General features: G+C 43.5%; 21 protein-coding genes, 1 tRNA gene and 1 other RNA gene. 9 read left to right on the top strand and 14 right to left on the bottom strand.

The annotated features are described in order from the left end of the window. Window positions 1-37: 37 nt before the first annotated feature. From nadB to H6F42_RS14360, 5 genes are all read left to right on the top strand, one after another. On the top strand, window positions 38-1,699 hold the full coding sequence (gene nadB / locus H6F42_RS14380) for an L-aspartate oxidase (protein WP_190400055.1): 1,662 nt from the start codon (window positions 38-40) through the stop codon (window positions 1,697-1,699). Between the two features lie 288 nt (window positions 1,700-1,987). Beyond that, window positions 1,988-2,338, top strand: a complete 351-nt coding sequence (locus H6F42_RS14375; RefSeq protein WP_190400054.1) for a hypothetical protein — start codon at window positions 1,988-1,990, stop codon at window positions 2,336-2,338. A gap of 391 nt (window positions 2,339-2,729) precedes the next feature. Next, a complete protein-coding gene (gene ftsY / locus H6F42_RS14370) occupies window positions 2,730-4,328 on the top strand; it encodes a signal recognition particle-docking protein FtsY (protein WP_190400053.1) in 1,599 nt (532 codons plus the stop codon). 134 nt (window positions 4,329-4,462) lie between these two features. After that, entirely contained in the window at window positions 4,463-5,851 is a 1,389-nt protein-coding gene (locus tag H6F42_RS14365) for a SpoIIE family protein phosphatase (RefSeq protein WP_190400052.1), read from the top strand. A gap of 39 nt (window positions 5,852-5,890) precedes the next feature. Then, on the top strand, window positions 5,891-6,163 hold the full coding sequence (locus tag H6F42_RS14360) for a hypothetical protein (protein WP_190400051.1): 273 nt from the start codon (window positions 5,891-5,893) through the stop codon (window positions 6,161-6,163). A 108-nt stretch (window positions 6,164-6,271) separates the two neighbouring features. Here the strand turns inward: H6F42_RS14360 and H6F42_RS14355 are convergent. The 10 genes from H6F42_RS14355 to H6F42_RS14310 all read right to left on the bottom strand — a co-directional run bounded on the left by H6F42_RS14355 (window position 6,272) and on the right by H6F42_RS14310 (window position 13,070). Beyond that, a tRNA-Met gene (locus tag H6F42_RS14355) sits at window positions 6,272-6,345 on the bottom strand. 110 nt (window positions 6,346-6,455) lie between these two features. Continuing rightward, window positions 6,456-6,642: non-coding RNA, 6S RNA (gene ssrS / locus H6F42_RS14350), on the bottom strand. A 42-nt stretch (window positions 6,643-6,684) separates the two neighbouring features. After that, window positions 6,685-7,425, bottom strand: a complete 741-nt coding sequence (locus tag H6F42_RS14345) for a DUF554 domain-containing protein (protein ID WP_190400050.1) — start codon at window positions 7,423-7,425, stop codon at window positions 6,685-6,687. Window positions 7,426-7,999: 574 nt separating this feature from the next. After that, window positions 8,000-9,517 (bottom strand): F0F1 ATP synthase subunit alpha, encoded by a 1,518-nt coding sequence (atpA, locus tag H6F42_RS14340; protein ID WP_190400049.1) that lies wholly within the window; start codon window positions 9,515-9,517, stop codon window positions 8,000-8,002. Between the two features lie 125 nt (window positions 9,518-9,642). Continuing rightward, entirely contained in the window at window positions 9,643-10,200 is a 558-nt protein-coding gene (gene atpH, locus H6F42_RS14335) for an ATP synthase F1 subunit delta (protein WP_190400048.1), read from the bottom strand. An 8-nt stretch (window positions 10,201-10,208) separates the two neighbouring features. Further along, a complete protein-coding gene (locus tag H6F42_RS14330) occupies window positions 10,209-10,742 on the bottom strand; it encodes a F0F1 ATP synthase subunit B (protein ID WP_190400047.1) in 534 nt (177 codons plus the stop codon). A gap of 54 nt (window positions 10,743-10,796) precedes the next feature. Next, complete coding sequence (locus H6F42_RS14325) at window positions 10,797-11,294, bottom strand: F0F1 ATP synthase subunit B' (protein ID WP_190400046.1); 498 nt, start codon at window positions 11,292-11,294, stop codon at window positions 10,797-10,799. Window positions 11,295-11,505: 211 nt separating this feature from the next. Continuing rightward, window positions 11,506-11,751, bottom strand: coding sequence for an ATP synthase F0 subunit C (gene atpE, locus H6F42_RS14320; RefSeq protein ID WP_094535410.1), 246 nt, complete (start codon window positions 11,749-11,751; stop codon window positions 11,506-11,508). A 78-nt stretch (window positions 11,752-11,829) separates the two neighbouring features. Further along, on the bottom strand, window positions 11,830-12,603 hold the full coding sequence (gene atpB / locus H6F42_RS14315) for a F0F1 ATP synthase subunit A (RefSeq protein ID WP_190400045.1): 774 nt from the start codon (window positions 12,601-12,603) through the stop codon (window positions 11,830-11,832). A gap of 32 nt (window positions 12,604-12,635) precedes the next feature. Further along, complete coding sequence (locus H6F42_RS14310; RefSeq protein WP_190400044.1) at window positions 12,636-13,070, bottom strand: ATP synthase subunit I; 435 nt, start codon at window positions 13,068-13,070, stop codon at window positions 12,636-12,638. 686 nt (window positions 13,071-13,756) lie between these two features. Here H6F42_RS14310 and H6F42_RS14305 point away from each other — a divergent pair. Together H6F42_RS14305 and H6F42_RS14300 are read left to right on the top strand one after the other, a co-directional pair. Next, window positions 13,757-14,365, top strand: a complete 609-nt coding sequence (locus H6F42_RS14305) for a hypothetical protein (protein ID WP_190400043.1) — start codon at window positions 13,757-13,759, stop codon at window positions 14,363-14,365. A gap of 453 nt (window positions 14,366-14,818) precedes the next feature. After that, complete coding sequence (locus H6F42_RS14300; RefSeq protein WP_190400042.1) at window positions 14,819-15,286, top strand: DUF1036 domain-containing protein; 468 nt, start codon at window positions 14,819-14,821, stop codon at window positions 15,284-15,286. Window positions 15,287-15,337: 51 nt separating this feature from the next. On the opposite strand, the gene H6F42_RS14295 is transcribed toward H6F42_RS14300, so the two are convergent. Then, complete coding sequence (locus tag H6F42_RS14295) at window positions 15,338-17,014, bottom strand: S8 family serine peptidase (protein ID WP_190400041.1); 1,677 nt, start codon at window positions 17,012-17,014, stop codon at window positions 15,338-15,340. A gap of 204 nt (window positions 17,015-17,218) precedes the next feature. Here H6F42_RS14295 and H6F42_RS14290 point away from each other — a divergent pair, with 204 nt between their 5' ends. Beyond that, window positions 17,219-17,899, top strand: a complete 681-nt coding sequence (locus tag H6F42_RS14290) for a hypothetical protein (RefSeq protein ID WP_190400040.1) — start codon at window positions 17,219-17,221, stop codon at window positions 17,897-17,899. Window positions 17,900-17,918: 19 nt separating this feature from the next. Here H6F42_RS14290 and H6F42_RS14285 read toward each other — a convergent pair whose 3' ends face one another. Then, complete coding sequence (locus tag H6F42_RS14285; protein ID WP_190400039.1) at window positions 17,919-19,550, bottom strand: Hsp70 family protein; 1,632 nt, start codon at window positions 19,548-19,550, stop codon at window positions 17,919-17,921. Between the two features lie 432 nt (window positions 19,551-19,982). Between H6F42_RS14285 and H6F42_RS14280 the strand changes: the two genes are divergently transcribed. Continuing rightward, entirely contained in the window at window positions 19,983-22,157 is a 2,175-nt protein-coding gene (locus H6F42_RS14280) for a glutamine synthetase III (protein ID WP_190400038.1), read from the top strand. A 251-nt stretch (window positions 22,158-22,408) separates the two neighbouring features. Here H6F42_RS14280 and H6F42_RS14275 read toward each other — a convergent pair whose 3' ends face one another. Continuing rightward, the gene (locus H6F42_RS14275; protein WP_190400037.1) at window positions 22,409-22,525 is read right to left on the bottom strand and encodes a Photosystem I reaction center subunit IX; all 117 of its coding nucleotides are present in this window, start codon (window positions 22,523-22,525) and stop codon (window positions 22,409-22,411) included. 33 nt (window positions 22,526-22,558) lie between these two features. Next, complete coding sequence (locus H6F42_RS14270) at window positions 22,559-23,134, bottom strand: Photosystem I reaction center subunit III (RefSeq protein WP_190400036.1); 576 nt, start codon at window positions 23,132-23,134, stop codon at window positions 22,559-22,561. Window positions 23,135-23,227 lie beyond the last annotated feature (93 nt).

Here is a 23,227-nt window from a genome sequence, read left to right as displayed (position 1 = left end):
CTGTCTTTACCATGCATTTTCAGAAGGGCGATGAAGCGTGGATTTTCAAAAATTTGATGCAATTGTAATTGGAGGAGGAGCCGCAGGTTTATACACGGCTCTTTCTTTGTCTGATAACTTATCTGAACATAGTGCGGGTAGGGGAAATCAACAACGTGAATGGAAAATTGCCCTAATCACCAAAGATAATTTGACCATTTCCGCAAGTGATTGGGCGCAGGGTGGGATTGCGGCGGTGATCGATCGCAATGATTCGATCGCCTTACACATAGATGATACTTTGAAGGCTGGTGCAGGGCTTTGTGATACCGAAGCGGTGGAGGTGCTAGTCAGCAAGGCAAAGCCCCAAATCCATCGGCTCTTAGAATTTGGGGTGGATTTTGATCGCTTAGAGGACAAATCCCTTGCGCTGACTTTAGAAGCAGCCCATTCACGGCGGCGCGTTCTCCATGCGGCGGATGCAACGGGGCGGGAGTTAGTCAGTACCCTTGCGCGGCGAGTGATGGATCGCCCGAATATTCAAGTTTTGGAAGGGGTTTTAGTTTTAGATTTATTGTTAGAGCCAAATGACGAACAAGTCGATCGCTGTGTGGGCATATCCTGTCTCAAGTTTACTGAGACATCTCTGGAGACAACCCACGAAGTTTTTGCTTTACTTGCCCCAGTAACTGTTTTGGCGACAGGTGGTGGCTCTCAAGTTTTTTCCCAAACTACTAATCCACCCGCCAGTACGGGGGATGGTGTGGCGATCGCATGGCGGGCGGGAGCCAAGGTACGCGATCTCGAATTTGTGCAGTTTCATCCGACCGCTTTGGCGATCGAAGGCGCACCCAGATTTTTAATTAGCGAAGCAGTGCGCGGCGAGGGCGCACATCTAATTGACCACCATGGCGATCGCTTTGCCTTTGAATATCATCCACAGGGCGAACTCGCTCCCCGTGACGTGGTCAGCCGTGCCGTATTTCAACATTTACAAAAAACAGGTGAACCCACAGTATTTCTCGACTTGTCACCAATAGATCGCGATCACATCGCCTACCGTTTCCCGAATATCATCAAAATTTGTCAAAAATGGCATATTGATCTGTTCTCTCAACCGATTCCCGTCACCCCTGCGGCGCATTACTGTATGGGCGGGATTATTACCGACACATGGGGCGCTAGCTCGATCGCAGGGCTTTATGCTGTCGGTGAAAGCTCTAGTACAGGAGTGCATGGCGCGAACCGTCTAGCCAGCAATTCGCTTTTAGAATGTTTTGTGTTTGGTGTAAGACTTGCCGAAAAAGTAGCTCAGGATTTAATCAATCTTCCTGAATCTCCTTGCTTTGACCCTAATATTTATAATTTCGACTTTCTAGAAGCAAACTCAAGTCCCGATATTCAAAATCGTGTCGCTACGATCCGTCAAGAATTGCGAGAACTAACATGGCGATCGGCGGGAATTTGTCGTAATGCGGAGGCGCTAGAAGCAGCGATCGCTCAAATCCAAAACTTACAGCAAGAAATTATCAAGCTTCGGAGCAAAACAAGGCTTTGGATTGAAACCCGAAACCTCATCGACTTTGCTTATTTATTAGTGCGATCGGCGCTATTCCGTACGGAAAGTCGAGGAGCGCATTTCCGTCTCGACTTTCCTAATACCGAAATATCTTGGCAAGTCCATACGGTTTTTCAAGGTCAGAATATCTCTGCTCAGTAGACCATTGAGCTTTACATTTTGCCGTCAGCAAAATGTAAAGCTCAATTTCTTACCTGTGAATAAGTAGGTGTGCGAAGCCACGCACACTTACTTATTCCAATTCACAAAAGTGTGACTACACTTTTGTGAATTAAAAACCAAACCCAGCGAATATTTGGTATAGCAACTATCTGAAGTTATATCTCGCATGATTTATCTATTTATTTTTGTAGACTTATATTGCTAAAATGTTACACATTGCAATACAAAGACTAATTTCCTTCAAATTTAAGACAAAGGTATAGATAAATGGCACTTTTCGGCTTATTTGGCAAAAAAGATAATAGTAAGGACTCTGATAAAAAAGAATCTTCATATTTCCTCGATCAAGATTCGGCTAAAACCTTTGGCAATATTGACTACATGCGTACACCCAAAGCTGTCAGAAAGACTTTCCCTACTGTAAATGGTGTAGAGGGCGCAGAAATTGTGGAAATTATCTCTGCTACGGAAAAAATCGAAGGTAAGGAAATCGAGGTTTCCAACAGCACTTCTAATCCCCCCGCCCCTCAACCAACTTTTGAGCCTAAGAAGAATACCCGCGTGGATTCCAGCATGGACATCTTCTTAAATATGGCAAAGGACATCAAAAAGAAATAAGTTTTCTCCAAAACAAGAGAGGGTTCGCTAAGCGAACCCTCTCTTGTTTTTAGCCCTATAGCTGTTGCCATTCTTGTTAGGACAACAAACCAGAAGACGAGTGGCGGCGCGAAGCGCCGCCACTCGTCTTCTGGTTTCGATTTGTCTTAATACAAGTGACCATATTTATAGTTATTCAAACCTAATAGCAGAAAACCAAATGGCGTAGCCATTTGGTTTTCTGCTATTAGGTTTTGATCGGAAAACCGCCAAAATTATACTTAATGCTAATCCCCTATCCGACTTAAACTATCCTAGTAAACTGACGGTAACTCAATAGTTATCATCAAGATCATCTTGATAATAACTATTGAAGCTGATGTAGATTGAGGCATTGCGCGAGGGTATTAGTATGGTGTTTAACTGGTTTCGGCGAAAGTTTGATGATGATGATAAAGATGCAACCAATCAACCTGTAGAGCCAGCACAAACTGAAGAAAAATTACCTGAATCTACACCCGTAGAATCTAGCCCAGTCGCCACACCCGCCTCTCAAGATTTATTAAATTGGGCAAAGGCTGCCTATGCCAATGTCCAGCAACAGACTGATGAACCTGAAATTATTGAATCTGTTGTAGAGTCAACTGAGCCTGCTCTAACAGAATCGGAGCCTGAAATTCGTGACTCTGCAAGCCCAGAATCCGTAGATCCTGAGCCACAAATTACTGATCCTACAACGGAAGTCACTCCTGCAATTACTTCAGAAATCATTGAACCAGTAGCTGAAGTTGAAATTTTTGAACCCAAGACTACGGAAACCGCTCCAGAAATAATTGATTCCGTAGAAACTGAAGTAACAGAAACTGGGGCAGTACCTTTTTGGATGCAGTCCGAAAGCGATCGCCAAGCCCGTATTGCAGCCCTCGAAGCCACCGCAATTATTGAGCCTGAGCCAGAAGTTAAGCCTAACGTTCAGTCGCGCCGCAAAGCCACAATTAAATTTGACGATGATTTCATCTGGTCAGCCGAAGTTCTCGCCTCCCAAGGTCGTCGTCCCGAGGAGATCTCTGTCGAGGAAATTACTTGGCTCAATCGTCTTCGCCAAGGTTTAGATAAAACTCGTTTATCCCTAGTTAATCAATTAAAAGCGATCGTTGGACAGGGTCCCCTTAGCGCTGATTCTGTTGATGATATTGAAGCTTTGCTGTTGCAAGCGGATGTGGGCGTAAAGGCAACCGATCAAATTATTGCGAAGCTGCAAGATAAATTGCGTAAGGAAGTATTGCCACCTGAAGAGGCGATCGCCTATCTCAAACAAATTTTGCGCGAGATGCTAGATGTCACCACTCAAAAAGGTGGTGAGCCAATTCCCATGCTCATTCCAGAAAAAAATCAATTAAATATCTGGTTGATTACGGGAGTTAATGGTGCGGGTAAAACGACAACTATCGGTAAACTCTCTCACCTTAGCGTTAAATCTGGCTACAAAACCCTGATTGCCGCCGCCGACACTTTCCGTGCAGCAGCCGTGGAGCAAGTTAAGAGTTGGGGACAGCGCTCAAATGTAGAGGTAATCTGCAATCCTGCCCAAAATGCTGATCCTGCGGCTGTGGTGTTTGACGCAATCTCGGCGGCTCAAGCTAGAGGCACGGAGCTATTACTCGTCGATACCGCAGGACGCTTGCAAAACAAGAAAAATCTGATGGAAGAACTCAGCAAAATTCGCCGCATTGTCGATAAAAAATCCGCCGATGCCAAAATCGAATCTTTGCTAGTTCTAGATTCTACCCTCGGTCAAAATGGACTGAAGCAAGCCGAAGTCTTTGCTCAATCCGCAGGCATTACTGGTGTAATTCTCACCAAGCTTGATGGCACGGCAAAGGGTGGTGTAGCGATCGCAGTAGTGCAGCAACTCGGCTTACCGATTCGGTTTATCGGTGCTGGTGAAGGTATTGAAGATTTGCGCCCATTCTCTAGCTATGAATTTGTGGAAGCTTTATTGAGTAACTAATAATTTGATAGGTGCTTTGCACCTATCAAATAAAAAAAATCATCAAAAAATTTGTCGCACTTTTTGTCCAACTAAGGCTACACTGTTTGACTAAATTCGCTTTCGTACAACCCACGTAGCGTTGCCGCATTGGTATGTCTCTATCATTGCCACCTAGAAATAGATCGCTCCCACCACAGCCAGATATAGATAATGCGTCTGTGATGGTGATGAAAGATCTCAAAGACCTGCTCAGGCGCATGAGTCAGGATCAAAATAAAATCCATGAGCTACTTAGCTTTTTGGGTTACGCTCTCCGCAGCTTTAGTAACCTCAACCAGTTTTTAGAATTAATTCCCCTGATTGCTAGCCGTGTTACTGACTCCGATGGGGGGGCGCTGATTTTATTCAAGGCTAGTGGGCAAATGCGTCTGGAGTCATTGCATTGTCCTGAGCGCAATCAAGGGGGGATGAAAGCCCAACAAGTTAGAACGGCGATCGAACGAGCCATTCAGCAAGTCTTAACAGGTAGTCCCACGGCTCTTGATGAGATGGTTAGTCGTTATTTGGGGGCTGACGTACATTTATTCGGGACATCAGTATTAGTTAAAAATTCCGTGCGGGGTCGGCTTTATATATTTAGTCGCAAGCCTGATTATGTCTGGACAGATAACAAGCGGACTTTGATGCGCCTAGTTGCCGATCAAACTTCGGTGGGGCTAGAAAATCACGAACTCACCACAGAATTAATCAAAAAAGAGCGCCAAGAACGAGAAATGGAGATTGGCGCAGAAATCCAAAGACAGCTTTTGCCTCGTAATTGCCCAAAAATTCATGGTATTGAAATTGCTGCTAAATGCTCAACCGCCAGTCGAGTTGGTGGTGACTATTACGACTTTATTCCGATGCAAAAGGGCGATCGCTGGAGTTTGGTAGTTGGCGATGTTATGGGCAAAGGTGTCCCCGCAGGTTTGATCATGACGATGACACGGGGAATGTTACGCGCCGAAGTCTTAAATAATCATTCCCCTAGCAAAATTTTGGAACATCTCAACGAAGTGATGTATGAGGATCTGGAAAAATCCCATCGCTTCGTGACCATGTTCTATTCTGAGTATGATCCCGCCACTCAAATGCTTTCTTTTAGTAATGCCGCCCATACCCCTGCGCTACATTGGCGAGCTAAGACGCGCTCAGTTCATGCTCTAGATACGATGGGAGCCTTAATTGGGTTAGAGGCTGGCTCTAAATATGAAGAACGCAGTACCAGATTAAATAATGGCGATGTCGTTATTTATTACACCGATGGCTTCACTGAGGCGGCAAGTCCTGAAGGCGATCGCTTTGATGAGGAAAATCTTCGTAAAGCGCTAGATTGGGCTTGTCAGCATTGCTTTCCTCTATCTGACGACGTAACTCGCCCCCAGATGATTCTTGACTACATTTTCCAAGAAGTGCAAAACTTTATCGGAGAAGGGCATACTCATACAGATGACATGACCCTAGTTGTTTTGTACATTAACGATAAGATTGCAGAACCCTAAATTAATCTCACTTCTTTAAACCACAAAACCTGAAATACTATGCTTGATATTGCTCAAAACTTGGTAATTAGCTCTGACCTATCAGTTCTTAGTTCTTCTGTCGTTGATTTAGCAAATACACATTTCTCTGCTTTCAATATTACTGATCTTCACTCCCACTTATCTATGGATTTGCTAGCCCAACAATTTCAACAGGATGTTATGGGAGATATCATGAAGGGCTGGAATGGCTTTGTTAAATCTGGTCAAATTTGGGCGCTAATCATTGGTGTAGTAGTTGGTTATCTATTCCGTAGCATTACTAACGCATAAAGAGATTTTTGATGGCAAGGCGAAGCCTTGCCATCAAAAATCTCTTTTTCATGTAAAAAAAGGTTGATTTAGCATTTACTAAGTCAACCTTTTTTTACTTTTTAGAAATGGCGGGGGACGGATTTGAACCATCGACCTTCGGGTTATGAGCCCGACGAGCTACCAGGCTGCTCTACCCCGCGTTGCTATCGCTTAGCTAATATAACATGATTTAAGTTAAATGCAAGCATTTTTTCCCAGATTTAGAAAGAAATATTTTTTGCAAAAAATATTTCTTTCTAAATCTGGGAGGCACCCCTCCGCAACGCCGTCTTACCTCAGTTGTTTGACCCGGTAAAACCAGGTGGAGCCGAAGCGCTTCGCCTAACTTAAAGTTCCCAGATCAAGTCTGGTTTACTGCGGCGAAGACTGCGAAGACTCCTTAGAAACAATTATCGATCAAGACACATTATTGGTAGTCACGCACGCCACAGAGGAGCTTAGTAAAAGTATACCTCAAGTGCAGAAGGCGATCGCTTTCCTTACTTAATGGTTTCTGCTAGCCAATATACTAAGGGGGCGATCGCTAATGCAGGTAAAAAAGAGGCAACTCGCACTTTCGCTAATTCCAGTAAATTCAAGCCTAAACCCAACAGCATTAGCCCCCCCACCCCCGTAATCACTAAAACTGATGGCGCATTAGCAGGGTCGGGCAGACTTTGAGCCAAATTTCCCGCTAATAGAGACAGACTGCCTTGATAAAGAGCTACGGGTAAGGCGGAAAAGCCCACACCAATCCCATAGGAACTAGCAAATACTATCGAAATAAATCCATCCAGAGCAGATTTCAAAACTAGCAGATTGTCATCTCCGCGTAATCCATTGTTTAAGCTACCAATAATTGCCATGGGTCCAATGCAAAAAAGGAGGCTCGCCGCCACAAAACCTTCCGTAAATTTCCCCCTCCCTTTAAATTTTGCCTTTAGCCAATCGCCGATCCCTTCTAGGCGCTTTTCGAGTTGACTCAACTCACCAATTACGCCACCCAAAATCAAAGACAGCAGGGACAGGATCACTCCATCTAAATCACCGACTTTGACTCTTAAGAGGCTATTTGCCATATTGATACTAACAAAGACAGTGATTAGCCCGATCGCTTGTTTGAGAATGGGTAAAACTTGGGACAAAAATCTCCCCCGTAAAATTAGCCCCAAGCTTGTACCAAAAGCGATCGCCAAAACATTGATCCAAGTACCACTGGTTTTTGTCCAAAAATCTAGCATTTAGTTAGGCTTATTATTTTTCTGAATATCATATGTTTTTAGCTAATTATTGTTTTTATATAGCTACTCTAAATTATTTAAGAGAGTGCGATCCAAAGGTTTGCACTCTCCTAAATAATGTGAAAGTCGTTAACAAGGGCAAAAGCAGTTTTATTCTGTTAAGAAAAAGCGCCATACTTGCAAATGTCAAGTTATCGTCAATCAGCGCACTAGAAGTTAGTCTTCTTATTTTTTGGCAAGAGTTGCTAGCTTAATTTTAATCTTTTTCCCGTTTCTGGGGTACACTTCCGCCCTGAGCCTGAAAGTTTGCAAAACAAAATCTCCCTTCCCCATCTCTCTGCTAATGTAGCAATCCTATTTCATTGGTGAGAGAGGCAAGGCGCTTAAGCCCCTTGTTATAAGATTCTGTTTCTAATGACTCATTATGGTCATTTTAAAGTCTTCAAAATTCTGAGAGTCTATGGCAATGTTATGCCTATTCTTATGTGATCTGGTCTTCATTATCTTGAAAACCGCCATAAGCTAATAAAAAGAGAGGGCTTATGCCCTCTCTTTTTATTAGCTTATTTTTAGATTAGACGGAAGCTAAAAATGTTTTCTTGTATTCCACAAGTGCTTCTTTCAAGATTGCTTCAGCATCCTTAGTCAAAGTCTTTTCAGACTTCACGATTTCGGAATACTTAGGCTTACTGGTTGCCAAGTAGTTACGCAGACCCTTGTTGAACGCGCTAACTTGTTCAACTGCTAGTTCATCAAGGTAGCCATTAATTGCGGTGTAGATAATCGCAACTTGATCCCATACAGGCAATGGCGAGTATTGTGGCTGCTTGAGAATTTCGCGGAGACGTTGACCACGAGCTAGTTGAGCTTGAGTGGTTTTGTCCAAATCAGATGCAAACTGAGCGAATGCTACGAGATCATCGTACTGAGCTAGTTCCAGTTTGATCTTACCTGCAACCTGTTTCATCGCCTTGATTTGTGCGGCGGAACCAACACGGGATACCGAAATACCGGGGTTGATAGCGGGACGAATACCAGCGTTGAAGAGGTCAGAAGACAAGAAGATTTGACCATCGGTAATCGAAATTACGTTGGTAGGAATGTAGGCAGATACGTCACCTGCTTGGGTTTCGATGATTGGCAATGCGGTCATCGAGCCGCCGCCGAGTTCATCACTCAACTTCGCTGCACGCTCTAGCAAGCGAGAGTGTAAGTAGAATACGTCTCCTGGATATGCTTCACGACCGGGAGGACGACGGAGCAGGAGAGACATTTGACGATAAGCCTGTGCTTGCTTAGACAAGTCATCGTATACGATCAAAGTGCCTTTGCCTTTGTACATGAAGTACTCAGCCAATGCTGCACCAGTGTAAGGAGCAAGATACTGCAAGGTTGCGGGATCGTTGGCACTTGCCATAACGACGATCGTGTATTCCATTGCACCGCTTTCACGGAGCTGGTTTACTACGTTTGCTACGGTAGAAGCCTTTTGCCCGATCGCTACATATACACAAATACAATCCAAACCTTTTTGGTTGATGATCGTGTCGATCGCCACCGCAGTCTTACCAGTTTGACGGTCACCGATGATCAATTCGCGTTGACCACGACCAACAGGAATCATCGCGTCGATCGCGGTAATACCAGTTTGCAGAGGTTCAAATACGGATTTACGACCAATAATGCCAGGGGCAGGAGATTCGATTAAACGAGTTTCGGTTGCCTTGATTTCGCCTTTGCCATCAATGGGCTGAGCCAAACCATCAACAACACGACCAATAAATGCTTCACCTACAGGGATTTGAGCAATTTTGCCAGTTGCCTTTACCGAGCTACCTTCAGCAATTTTGCGTCCTTCACCCATCAACACAACACCAACGTTGTCTTCTTCAAGGTTCAGCGCAATGCCGACAGTACCATCTTCAAATTCTAGCAACTCGCCAGCCATGCACTGTTCCAAGCCATAGACACGAGCGATACCGTCACCGACTTGCAGGACAGTACCAACGTTAGAAACTTGCAGCTCTTGGTTATAATTAGCAATTTGCTGCTTGATAATATTGCTTATTTCGTCAGGTCTGATGCTAACCATAGTTGTGTTTTACCAGTTATCAGCGATCGATTTGTTTTTAATATTTGGGGTTTTGCTGTTAGCGATTAGCTGTTAGCTTTTGGGTTATGAATAAAAATTAATCGTAGATTAATTTTTATTCTCATTTAAACGCCTGTGGTGAGGCTACTTTTTAGGCGACGTAATTGACCACGAATGCTGGCATCTACAACTTGAGAACCAACTTTAATGATTACACCACCAATTAAATCGGGGTTAATAGTCACGTCAAGTTCGACACTCTTCGCTTTAGTCATCGCCTTTACACGATCGCAAATAGTATCTTCTTGCGCTCTGCTCAATTTCAAAGCCGAGGTAACTTCAGCAAGTGCTACTTGATCGATTACACGCAATAGTGTCTTGAATTCACTAACGATTTCGTTTAAGAAAGCAATTCGCTTGCGATCCACTAATAGGAGTAAAAAGCTCTTAGTCACAGAATGAACCTGTGAACTAAATACGCTTTCAACTACGCCTTTTTTGACATTAGCTCCAATCAAAGGACTAGCAAAAAGCTGCTTTAACTCAGCCGAATCAGCGAGAGTATTTCCAATTAAGCGAATATCTTTAGCGATCGCATCGAGGCTATTTTGCTCTTGAGCTAAAGACATCAAGGCTTCAGCATAGGGAGCGACGACTGCTTGACTAACAGAATTAGATTTCATGTTTTCTCCTAGTCAGAACTCAAAAGGGCAATGCTACGGTCGATCAACTCAATTTGAGTGGACTCACTTAAACCACGATCAAAATAAGACTGCACACTGGCAAGGGCTTTTTCAGCAACTTGTTGACGCAATTGCACAATGACGCGATCTTGTTCTGTCGCAATCTCTTGATCGGCAGATTCTCTCAAACGAGCAATATCTGCTTCTACCGTTGCTAATATGGCATCAGCCGCATGTTTTGCATCAGCTTCTGCTTGCTTCCGCAAGTTATCAGACTCAGTTTTTGCTTGAGCTAATTTTTCTTGCTGTACTGCTAGCTTGGCTGAGGCTTCTTTTTGGCGCTTTTCTGCATCAGCGATCGCTGATTGGATTGACTCCAAACGCGCTGAGAGAATTTTGCCTAAGAAACCGCGACCTGCATAGATTAAAAGACCGATAACGATCACTAAGTTAATCAGGTTAGTTTCCAGAATATCGGAGTTAATCCCGAAACCCGAATGTTCGCCTGCTTCACTTGCAAGTAAGACGAAATTTCTAATCATAAACGTTATTTCTATTACTCAATATCAGCCAAAAGATCTCTAAGATTATGAAAACTAGGAGCCTACTAAGTTACCTAGTAATTTTTCGAGAACTTGGCGACTGAGTGACTCTACTTCAGCATCCAAAGATGCAGTAGCATCTTGCTTTTGCTTTTCGATTTCAGCTTTAGCACTAGCAACCTTTGCTTGCGCTTCAGCCATAGCCGCAGCAATACGTTCGTTGCGAATCTTATTTGCTTCAGCCTGAGCGGTGGTCAAAATGCTTTGAGTTGCCTTGCGTGCAGTAGCTAGTTCTTGCTCATATTGCTTTACAACTAGCTCAGCCTTTTCTAGACGCTCTTTAGCTCCGACAATTTGCTCTCTAACATAGTCATCGCGATCGTCGATCGCTTTGGTTAGAGGCTTAAAGAAAATAACGTTGAGAAGCGCTACGAAAACGACAAACTGCACCGCCATAATTGGAAGCGTGGCATTGATATCAAACAAGCCGCCTTTATGTTCAGCCGCTTCCGCAGCAATAAGAACAGTTGAAAAAAGGTTCCAAAGTGTCATAGGTATGTTGTCGAAACAGCACTTTTAACAGTGCGATTACTAACTAGCGCAATAACTGAAAACATAAAGTTTTGCAGTCTCATCGCACTAGTGCGATTACTAAAGGCAATTTCTAGGGTGATTTCTAGGGCAATGCTCTAGATGGACAAAGAAGCTAAGAATTAAGGGAAAGTTAAGCTTCCCCACTTAGCTTCTTTGTTACACTATGCTATTAGGCGAAGGGGTTAGCAAATAGCAATACGAGTGCAACAACTAGCCCGTAAATGGTGAGAGCTTCCATGAAAGCCAAGCTCAACAGTAGAGTGCCACGGATTTTGCCTTCAGCTTCTGGCTGACGAGCGATACCTTCTACAGCGCGGCTAGCAGCAGTACCTTGACCAATACCAGGTCCAACTGCACCAAGACCAACGGCTATGCTAGCGGCGATTACGGATGCTGAAGCTACTAATGGATCAATCACGTTCTTTTTCCTTTCTTAGATTATTGTTAACTAACTTTACATATTTAGGAAGCAGGCTTCCCGAATTAACTGAGCTTAATGCTCATGTCCTTCATCACCATGTCCCTCCATTGCTTCACCAATGTATGACGCTGCCAATGTCGAGAAAATTAATGCTTGAATGGCACTGGTAAACAGTCCCAAAATCATCAATGGCAGAGGCACAAACAAAGGCACAAGGAGAACCATGACCCCCACTACTAGCTCATCAGCGAGGATGTTTCCGAAAAGACGGAAGCTTAGTGACAGGGGCTTTGTGAAATCTTCAAGAACCCACAAAGGAAGGAGAAAGGGAGAGGCTTGGATATATCTGGTGAAGTATTCCAAACCACGCTTGCTCAATCCAGCATAGAAATAGGCTAGGGAGACTAATAATGCTAGGGCGATCGTGGTATTAATGTCGCTTGTCGGGGCAGCAAGTTCACCCTCTGGCAGTTCGATTAATTTCCAAGGAACTAAAGCTCCTAACCAGTTCGATACGAAGATAAACAAGAATAGACTACCAACAAATGGTACCCATTCTCTGTAGTGCTTTTCGCCAATCTGATCTTTCGCGATGCTCTGAACATACTCCAGAGCATATTCCATGAAATTTTGAAACCCTGCGGGAACACGCTGGTCAGCTTTAGCGGTGCTAGCTCCGATGAGTCCAGCAACTAGTACTGCACCCATTACAACCCAGCTCACGATTAATACCTGACCATGTACCGTGAAGTTACCGAACTCCCAATAAAAGTGTTTGCCCACTTCTAGCGCGGCAAAACTGGCTTGAGAGCCAATTGAATAGCTAAAAGTTATTGGATCGATCATGTTCGATATGTTACAACCTGTAGGAGGTCAAATCAGCGAGAATGGAACCCACTTGTCAAATCTTGAGCAAGAATCACTAAAACAGCTACTTTATAGGTCATAAAGCCGAGGAACGCAGGCAAAATTTCCAGTTGATCCGATTTGGCAGCGATCGCGATCAGAAGTACAAACAAACCAAGGCGAGAAAAACCAAGGCGGTTTGATTCACCACCCAAGCGGTCTACGCTCTTGGTGAGCATTCTGAAATAAACCGTGCCGACTAATGCACCTACAGCATAACTGAGCGCAATGTTCCATCCATACCAAGCCCACACCGCAAGACCAATAATGATTCCACAGGTGAGGGTTAGTATTAACAGCTTAAACTTCAGGCGATTGTACTCTTCCATGTCATCGATTACCGATGTGGATGAGTTTTTTACAATCGTCTGGGGCGCTGTACTGCTTTTTGCGGGAATAATCTTCACTGTTGACTTTTAGCGAAAATTGCTGACTATTTGAGTGAAGAACTAGTACTTGAGATAGTACTCAAAATGGGTGTCCAAAAACTTGGATGTAGCTGCCTACACCGTTGCTAAGCATATCACGCAAGATGTCACATTTTTTTACGAGTCTGCTATGCAATCAATTTATTCGTTCCTATAGCAATTCTAAATAGGTGATCGAAGAGCGCCCCAAAGGACGATTTTTGCTAAACCATAAAATCCTAGAACTCTGGGATTTTGTAAATAATCTGATTTTTTGAGAGATTGCTTTTTTAGACCCAAAAAAATCAGATTATTTATATTGCTGTGCCTAGTTAAGAAATAGTGGGGTAAGGTTTTGCCGTGTCCCACTACTCTTTTCCCACCTAAGGATTAGTGGCGCTTCGCGCCGCACCACTAATCCTTGGGTTTTAATGCCTATTTTTATACCTGGGAAGGGAGTATTCGTTAATTTAAGGAAAAAACGGTAGTAATGATAATTGCTGAGAATGTCTATGTTTGGAAACTTTTAGTAGATGTTTCGTCTATGCTTGGAGTGTTACCATAACCAAAGGTTTTAGTTATAGACTTTGCTGCTTTTTAAGAAGTTATTTTTAAAATCCTAAAAAACTTGCAAAGTTTATATCAAATAGCCATTATTTTTTGTGAGCATCCAGAATTTGCAACCTATGTCCACATCTTTCGTGAAGCTTCGCCCATTTCAATCTGCTTTCCAAGTTGCAGTTTTGTCCATCATCTCCGCTGCTGCTTGGCTGCCTTTAGGAGCGATCGCTCAAAATGCTTCAACCGAGAAGCCCGTACAATCACAGCCAAGTACTTCCCAAGCTCAGCCTGTGGAGCCAACTAAGCCTAATTCTCTTGAGAATAGTGTGTTTAGTATTTCGGGTGGTCAGCGATTGATGGCGGAGTCGATGACTGCAATTAGTCAGCAAAATTACGATCAAGCTGTAACTAAGTTGCAAGATGCCCGTCAGGTATTTAACCAATTATCAAATTTCTATCAGGAATTAACGACAAGCTTTTCGGGAATTGATAATCGGATCTCCGATAGCCATCGTCGTAAGGCTTTGCAATCTGCACAGTTGCGAGATGAGGCAACTTATCAGCTTGCGGTAGTTTATCGGGCTAAAAATCAGCCTGAATTAGCTGTACCTCTATTAATTCAGTTGATTCGCAGTCAGGCTCCAACTCGTGATTTAGGTCAACAGGCTTATCAACAATTATTTGAGTTAGGTTTTGTGGACGCTCAGTTTGTGCGTCCAAATGCCGCTAAGTAGGGAATTAGGGTGCGGCGCGAAGCGCCGCACCCTCTACTCTTGAGGTTTATACTCGACAGCTATACTCCCTTCTCAGCCAAGAAATAGCAGTGCGGGGCTTTGCCCCACACTGCTATTTCTTGGCTGAGAAGGGAGTAGCAATAAATAAAAAAGGTGGCGCTTTACGTCACCTTTTTTATTGGATTAAATTCTGTGTACTCCTGTTTAGAAAAATTGGATTTTTTGGGGATAATTTTTACTTAGATATTGTTAATACCAATTTACAAGGTTGCCTTTTAATCTTTTGAATCTAAAAATCTTGATGCCCCATTATTTTGGGAAAGCAATGTGTTTGTTCCTAAATTTACAGAAGAGTGACTACACTTTAGTAAATTGGTATTGATTAGAGAAATAGGGGACTCCATACATTTTGTTTAGTTCTCTCGTTTATTTAGCTAAAGTCATAGAGTAAACATGAAATTTCTACAAACTAATTTTTTGCTACATTCTTTGTTATCAAATGTGGCTGGTTGTTTAGGTGCAGTGGTGGCGGCTTTCGGTACAATGTCTTTAGCTGAGCCAGCCCAAGCCGAATTGAAGGTGTGTAATCGCTCTAATAAGACGGCTTATATTGCGGTTGCCTATGGGCTTGGGGATAATCGATGGCGTTCTGAGGGATGGTATGAGATTAATCCTAAGAAATGTGAGGTGGTGGTTGAAGAGGCTCTAAATGCTGGGGACTATTACTATCTCTATGGAGGCGATCGCGGGGATAGTTGGGTATGGGAAGGTACAACTAACCAAAATTTCTGTATTCATCCTACCGATAAGTTTAACTATGTTGCTAAGGGAGATGGGTGTGGTCGCAATGGTTCTGAGTTACGACCATTTTTTGAAGTGAAAGTGGATAGTAGTGACTACACTATGAATTTAACTAACTAGCTACTTAAATGAGCCATAAAAAAGCGATGCCTAGCATCGCTTTTTTATGGCTCATTTTTCATATTTTGCCCACCATGCCATGCCGTAGCGTTGACTTATTACATTATTCTCAGAGGATTTAAATAAAACTCTAAGTTTGTATTTACCTGTAGTTGGAATTTTGATAAATATGTGTTGCAAGTTATCTACTTGACTAATGGATGACCAAACACTTTGGTTAATGTCATTATCTTGCGATCGCATTAAGTACAATTCCAGATGGTTGAATCCATCATTACGGAAACTTTCGCCAATGTCATATAAATTATTGCCATTTTTATCATTTAACTTGACTTGACGATCCCAAGTTAGGGTAGAAGAAATAAAACTGTCGGCAGATAGCGACTCTGAAAATATATAGTCTTGATATTGATTGACCTCGACTATGTTTGTGTCCCAGCCGATCGCTTGAATATTACCTAGCCCATTAAGTGCTGATTGCTGTCCTGCTTGATATTGCTGAAAAGCTCGATAGGCGTTTAGTTGTCCTGCTCCTAGCTGCTGGCTCAGGGGAATCGCCCGATTAGTATAGGCTTCGGTATCAATCCATGTTTTTCCAAAGGCATCCAAAATAGTTTTAGACATACCTAAAACTTTGCCATCGCCCCGATCTTGAATTTTGTCAGCAGAATTAATAAGTACAGCTTTGATTAGTTCATGGCGACGGGCATCTAATGTCCATTGTCCACTTTCGATTTGGCGATTGGCATATTCGTGTAAGAGAGCGATCGCGCCAACTACATGGGGAGCCGCAAAACTAGAGCCATTAGCATTCTTAAATTTGCTTTGGAGAGTGGGCAGGTTTAGGTTATTGCCGGGGGCTAGGAGGGCAAGCGATCGCCTACCATCGACGGGACTTTCTACGCCCGATGTCCATTTGCCATCTTTATTAAGGTCACTAAAGACTTCACCCTGATCGTACTTGCCATTATTATTGCGATCCAGAAATGGTTCATCTATTAAATTACCTCGATCGAGTTGGCGATAGATGCCATCAAACTCGCGGGTAAATCCAACGGTGAAGCCGTTGTATAGATCGGTTGGAATCGGGATGCCACCTTTGCCTTGATTACCTGCCACGATGGGGACGGTGTTATAGGTGGTGGCTAGCCAATCAATACAAAGAGTGAGTAGGGCATTACCATCGAGGATGGGTTTGGGGCGTGGGTCTTCGCTGAGAAGTTCACCAAAACTAAAATTGATGGCGCGAACGCTACCGTTATATTGTCGAGCTACATGTTGAGCCGCCAGACAAGCTTCAGGCTGCCCATCTTGGCGACGTTGGGAATAGGCAGACGAAAGGAGTTTTGCATCAGGGGCAATGCCGCGCCGAATTTTATGTTGGCTAATGATGACGGCTGCAACTTGGGCTGAATGATCGTCCACATTGCGATTGGGGATAGCTTTGCCATCACGAAAAAATACTTCGTAGGGCTGCACGATCGCGCGATCAAGTTGCAATAACTTATTGGATATTTTGTCTATGGCAAAACGGCTAGGACGGCTCAGTTCTACCTGTCCGACAAAGATATTTCGACCAGTTAGGTTATAAGGCGGCTTTTGTAAAATACGGGCATTAATACCTTGGCGATCGCCAGATTTATCCAAAGCCCACCCAGTAGGCACTTGGAGTAAGTCCATAGATATGACTAGCAAAATCCACCCGACAATCCCACCTAACTTACGCATTTTTCTTTCCGTTTGCTGTTTATAGGACTTTGCTATGTACATTTACTAGGATAATTATAAATACGCTCTTGATAGTTCTTTGCCATAGCGGTTTGTTCAATGAGTATGCCCTCCTTAAACATGCGCTAGAGTGCATAACTTAGTGGTGTGTACTTTCTTTCTTTTGAATTATTTGGCACAAACTCACGGAAATTGCGGAAATTTATGACAAAGAAATGGGCGATCGCCGTAGCGATAATTGCTTACTTTAGTCTCAGTAGTGCGGCTCATAGCAACCCTAGAGCCTCTCGTCAAGCCGATGAGTTAGAAATAGATCGCCAAATTATTGAACGTAGCCCCGTATTAAGACGTTGGCTGGAAAAGCCTCCCGATCTTTTAGAAGATATCCACAATACGCCAAGCTTTGATAAAAAATTCAGGATTGGGATTACATCGCGTAATAACTCTTTGGGGCTTGAAGCAGGATTTGAAGATTTGTTTGTGGGGCAGTCTTCTTGGGCGGTGAGCGGCAGCTATCAAACTGAGTTTAGTGGTCGCGAGAGTGAAATTCAGGCAAACTTTCGTTATTACCTCTTGCCTTTGGGTTCCTATTGGAATATTTCGCCAATTGTGGGATACCGCCAATTTAATCAATGGGAGCGTCCCCAAACTTCTGGTTTAGATGTAGGTTTGCTAGGAATTTTGGTTTTGTCGCCCCATAGTTCGGATTTACGCTTGAGCCATACTTTTACTTCTCCTAACGGCAATTTGGAGATGAGTACGACTGTTCTTTCGACTAGTTACGCCATTACTAATAATTTCAGGTTGGGGACAAAAATTGAATGGCGGCGATCGCCTTTAATCTACGATAGCCGTGTGGGATTTTTGCTGGAGTTGGCTCTATGAAACCTGAAGGCTTCAGGTTTTATCTTAATTTTGCGGCAGGATAATTAGTTAATAATTGCTTGTGGGTTAGAAGATCGATCGCCGTTATTAATAACTCACGATTGTTACTGATACTAAATAAAACTTTGAGGCGATCGCAATCAGGCTGTCCTAGCGGTTCAAGCAGGGCGATCGCCTGTGGGATACCTTCACCCTGACCATCTGCTTGTAACGGTTGAAAAATATCCTTTGGCTGATGCTCAAAATTCATCACAAGGCAATCTCCCTCAAAGCTAATTTCCGCACTCCCTTTCGAGGGACTAGTAAGTTCGCCGATAGTTAAGGAAATTTCGGATTGATCAGGTTGAGTGGCTCGCAGTATTAGCTCTAAGGGACGACGAGTTGGGTAGACTTGCCCTCGCCGAAATAAGGGTTGATATTTCCATTGTTCGGTCAAACGATCCCAATGTTGGATCGCGTAGGAGTGAAACAGATAGTCTTGGACATTCATCCCCTGACTAAGCATCAAAGCCCCATGGGCGATCGCCTCAAAGGGTTTATGACTGTATACCTTCCCCATGGTGAAATAGTCTTCGATAAACTGGCGTACCGATGGAATGAGTGTGCAGCCGCCTACTAATAAAATATTTTTGATATCGCCCTTGAGAACACCTTTATTAAAAGCTCGGTTGATCAACTCATCAATGGCAGACTTGAGAATTCGATAAAAACCTTTGCGATCTAATAATTTCTGGAGTTGCTCGCGAGTATAGGTAATCTCTGTGGTTGATTGCGTAGTTACATCAAAAAATATTTCTGAAGCAGTTTCGTGGTCTGAGAGCTTGATCTTAATCCGTTCCATCAGAAATTTGAGGATGCTGGAACCTTGGATGATGGTTATATTTTCTACATCCTCACAATTTTCGGAATAATCTTGGATCAACCATTGATCGATATCTTCGCCGCCGAGCGTATAGCCAGTTTTAGCGATCGCCTCGGCTTTATGTTCTGACCATTCGCTTTGATTGATGCCAAGGCGATCGCCCCATTTGGTTACATTTTCACTCTTAGGCAAGCGTACTAAAGACAAATCTAAAGTCCCTCCGCCAAAATCAATTACTAAAACTAAGACACTAGGGGCGATCGCTTCATAGCCTAAAGCGGCGGCTGTGGGTTCATCTAGCAACCGAATCATCGGAGGCTCTAGGGTGGGTAAGTTAGATATGCATATCTCAGCACTACATTCTTCTAGCCAACGCAAATATTTTTCGTAGGCTTGGACGGGGGCAGTCAAAATTATTTCTGACGGGAAAATTTGTTGCGATCGCAGTTTAAGCAAGAGTTCGCGCAGAAATTGATTGCCGACCCATTCAGGTGTCACTTTGATCCCGTCAATTCTGGGGATGTACCTGACATTGTTGACCAGTCGGCGTTTGATTTGACTAAATAATCTTGGCTGGGGGCGATCGTTGCCTCGGTCAATCACTCTTTGACCAATTTCTACGACTTCATTTTGAGCATCATGTACGAATGCTAACGAAGGAACCAAAGCATTTAAAGGTTTAGGACGGCTAAGATCGTCAAAAATTATGGTTTCAGGCTGATTAGTCACAATATTCCATCGGGCTACCACTGTATTACTGCTACCAAAATCAATAGCGATCGCTTTCATGCTTTTCTCTATTTCCTAACATCAACATATATATACTCCTTTCCCAGTCAAGAAATAGCGGTGCGTGGCAAAGCCACGCACCGCTATTTCTTGGTTTTATACTCCCTTCCCAGTCTAAAAATAGACATTAAAAGCCAAGAATTAGCTATACGGCGCGAAGCGCCGTATAGCTAATTCTTGGCTGGGAAGGGAGTAGCAATCCTAAAGGAGTTATGAGAAACAGAAGCTTATAACAAGAGGCTTAAGCTTTTTGTTTTTCTTATAGAGCTTTTTCACTGGAATTTAGCTATTTTTTCTTTATTTGATGGATTTATTGGACAGACGGGTTCGATATACCAATGAATTGCAATTAGTTTGGTATCTTTTTTATCCATTTACAAGATCTATCTTGAGTATGATTACTAAATTCAAAAGTATTTCCTAAAAACAACCATGAGCGGAAACGAGTCGCGCATTCAAGCCATTTATCAAATCACCAATCGCGAGCCACTCCCGAAGAAAGCGCCAAAACGATTGGAAGAGGTTTGGGCAACTGATGTGTTTACTCTAAGCAAAATGCAAGAATGTCTCCCTAAGACAGTCTTCAAATCAATCAAAAAAACCATTCAAACTGGTGAACCCCTCGATAGTTCCGTAGCAGATGCGATCGCATTGGCAATGAAAGATTGGGCAATCTCCAAAGGCGCTTTATACTACGCCCACGTCTTTTATCCTTTGACCAACGCAACTGCTGAAAAGCATGATGGCTTTATCTCCGTCCAAAGCGATGGTTCGGCAATCTCAGAATTTGCGGGCAAATTACTAGTTCAAGGCGAACCTGACGGTTCTTCCTTCCCCAACGGTGGTATTCGCTCCACCTTTGAAGCAAGGGGCTACACAGCATGGGATGTCACTAGCCCTGCTTACATCATGGAAACCGACAACGGTTCCACCCTTTGTATTCCTACGGTTTTTGTTTCTTGGACTGGCGAAGCTTTAGACAAGAAAACGCCTCTCTTGCGCTCCAATGCAGCGATGAATAAAGCTGCAACTAAAGTCTTAAAACTCTTAGGTGAAAAAGACATTGCGCCTGTTAACTCTAGCTGTGGCGCTGAGCAAGAATATTTCTTGATAGATTCCAACTTTGCTAATGCTCGTCCTGACCTATTGCTAGCGGGTCGCACTCTATTTGGCAAGCCTTCGGCAAAAGGTCAACAATTTGACGATCACTACTTTGGGGCAATTCCTGAGCGTGTTCAAGTTTTCATGCAAGACGTTGAGGAGCGGTTGTATCGCCTCGGCATTCCTGCGAAAACTCGTCACAACGAAGTAGCTCCCGGACAATTTGAAATTGCACCCGTATTTGAAGCGGCTAACGTCGCCACCGATCACCAGCAAATGATCATGACCATCCTCCGCTTCACCGCTAAGAAGCATGGATTTGTCTGTTTACTTCATGAAAAGCCCTTTGCAGGTATCAATGGATCGGGTAAACACGTTAACTGGTCAGTTGGCAACGCAACTCAAGGCAACTTGCTTGACCCCGGAGATACTCCTCACTCCAACGCTCAATTCTTGGTCTTTTGTGGTGCAGTTATTCGTGGCGTTCATAAGTACGGACCTTTATTGCGCTCCGTTGTGGCGACTGCCAGCAACGATCACCGCTTAGGTGCAAACGAAGCACCTCCTGCGATTATCTCGGTTTATTTAGGTTCTCAACTTGAGGATGTATTCGAGCAGCTCCGTCAAGGCGACCTCAAGAGTTCTACTGGCAAAGGTCAGATGAATATTGGTGTTGATACCTTGCCGATTTTGCCCACTGACCCTGGCGATCGCAACCGTACTTCTCCTTTTGCTTTCACAGGTAATCGTTTCGAGTTCCGTGCAGTTGGTTCGGGTCAGTCCGTTGCTGGACCTCTAGTTGCCATGAATACCGTCTTGGCAGACTCCCTAAACTGGATGGCAGACGAACTAGAAGCCGAATTGTCTAAGGGTGTTGATTTAAATGCTGCCATCACCACCATTCTTAAGAAAGTAATGGAATTGCATGGCGCAATTATCTTCAATGGTAACGGTTACTCCGAAGAATGGCATAAAGCGGCTGTCGAAGAGCGTGGTCTCCGCAACCTCCGCACAACTGCCGATGCTTTACCAGTTCTCAAAGAACCTGAAATTGAAGAACTATTTAGCAAGCTGGGAGTCCTCTCTCCTGTTGAGTTGGCTAGCCGCTTTGAGACCTATTCTGAGCAGTATATCCTCTCCATCGAAGTGGAAGCTAAGCTGGTAATTAGTATGGTAAAAACCTTGATTTACCCTGCGGCTACTCGTTATTTGGCGGATCTGTCTAACACTTCTCTAAGCCTTAAAGAGGTTGGTGTTGATTTTGATAAGGAAAGCATTGAGAAAATTGCTTCTCTTACCAAGTCAATGTTAGATAGTGTCAGTAAGTTGAGTGCAGCCCTCAGTAATCACGATTTTGCGTCTCCTGAAGAGCATATGCAGTTTATTGCCCATACTGTTCGTCCTCTGATGGATACTACTCGTGGCTTTGTAGATACCCTTGAAGGCGAAATTGCTGACGATCTATGGCCATTGCCTACCTATCAAGAAATGCTTTTCATCAAGTAATTTCTAATTTCAATCTATAGCTATTGCTATTCTTGTTAAGACACAAAAAGCAGAAAATGAGTTGCGACACTTCATGTCGCAACTCGCTATAAAAAAGCTCCAATGCATTGCATTGGGGCTTTTTTATTTTCTAAAGTAATCCTAAAAATAAGAGTGGCGATACTTTGTGTCGCCACTCTTATTTTGTTTACAGTCTCATCAAAAAACTACAATCTTTAAAAACGTAATTTACTCAATCAAGTTGATTTAGTTTAGAGAGGGAAGGTTAGCATGTCTGGGAATAAGCGATTAGCTTCGATTAGTACACCAGCAGTAATGGTCATCCATACAGCAGCCAATACAGGGGCAGATGATAAAAAGTCTTTCAAGGGAGTTCTCCTTTTAGATGTGAGGGATGTTGACTAGCGAGGCGAAACAGTAACTTCGTTTTCAGGAACTAACAATTCGCCAGAGCCAAATTCTTTGAGAGCAGCAAGAGGCCAAACGAAACCAGTGAGCATACACTGTACGGCAAGAGGAAGATCGATAATGATTTCCTTTTGAGTGGCGGTTGCAACATCCTTATGAATGGCAATAAGGTAAGCACGACCAACCCAGCCGATCCAACCTGCAATATAGAGGAACAACAATGCAGGAATGGTGAATTCGCCTGCGCGATCCCAACGACCATCACTGATCAAGTGAGGTAAGCCATCTTCACCGCAAAGCAAGCCAGAATCAGCATACTTGGCAAAGCGAGCTTTGGTTTGAGCGATTTTACCGTTGAGGTATTCCGCAGGAGCGCTACCCGCTTTGAAGTTAGCGAGACGTGCGGTGTAGCCATCAACTTCTGATTGCAAGCGATCTTGGTAAGCAGAAGAAGTAGCACAGGGAGTCAATGCGTTGAAAGAGAAGTCTGCGTATGCGGCAGGGGTTGCAGCAAGGCTAATGCCAAACCACAAGCTAATAACTAGAATGAGAGCAAAAAGTCTTTTCATAGACTGACCTTGATTTACCTTGGTTTAAGATAGGCAAAAATAACGATATTTTAGTTTGGGAACCTAAGTTCAGATCCTATATCAGCGATCGCG

The organism is Pseudanabaena sp. FACHB-1998, from assembly GCF_014696355.1.
Classification (GTDB): domain Bacteria; phylum Cyanobacteriota; class Cyanobacteriia; order Pseudanabaenales; family Pseudanabaenaceae; genus Pseudanabaena.
The sequence above is the reverse complement of the archived record's forward strand: the minus strand, read 5'-3'. Positions and strand labels throughout refer to the sequence as shown.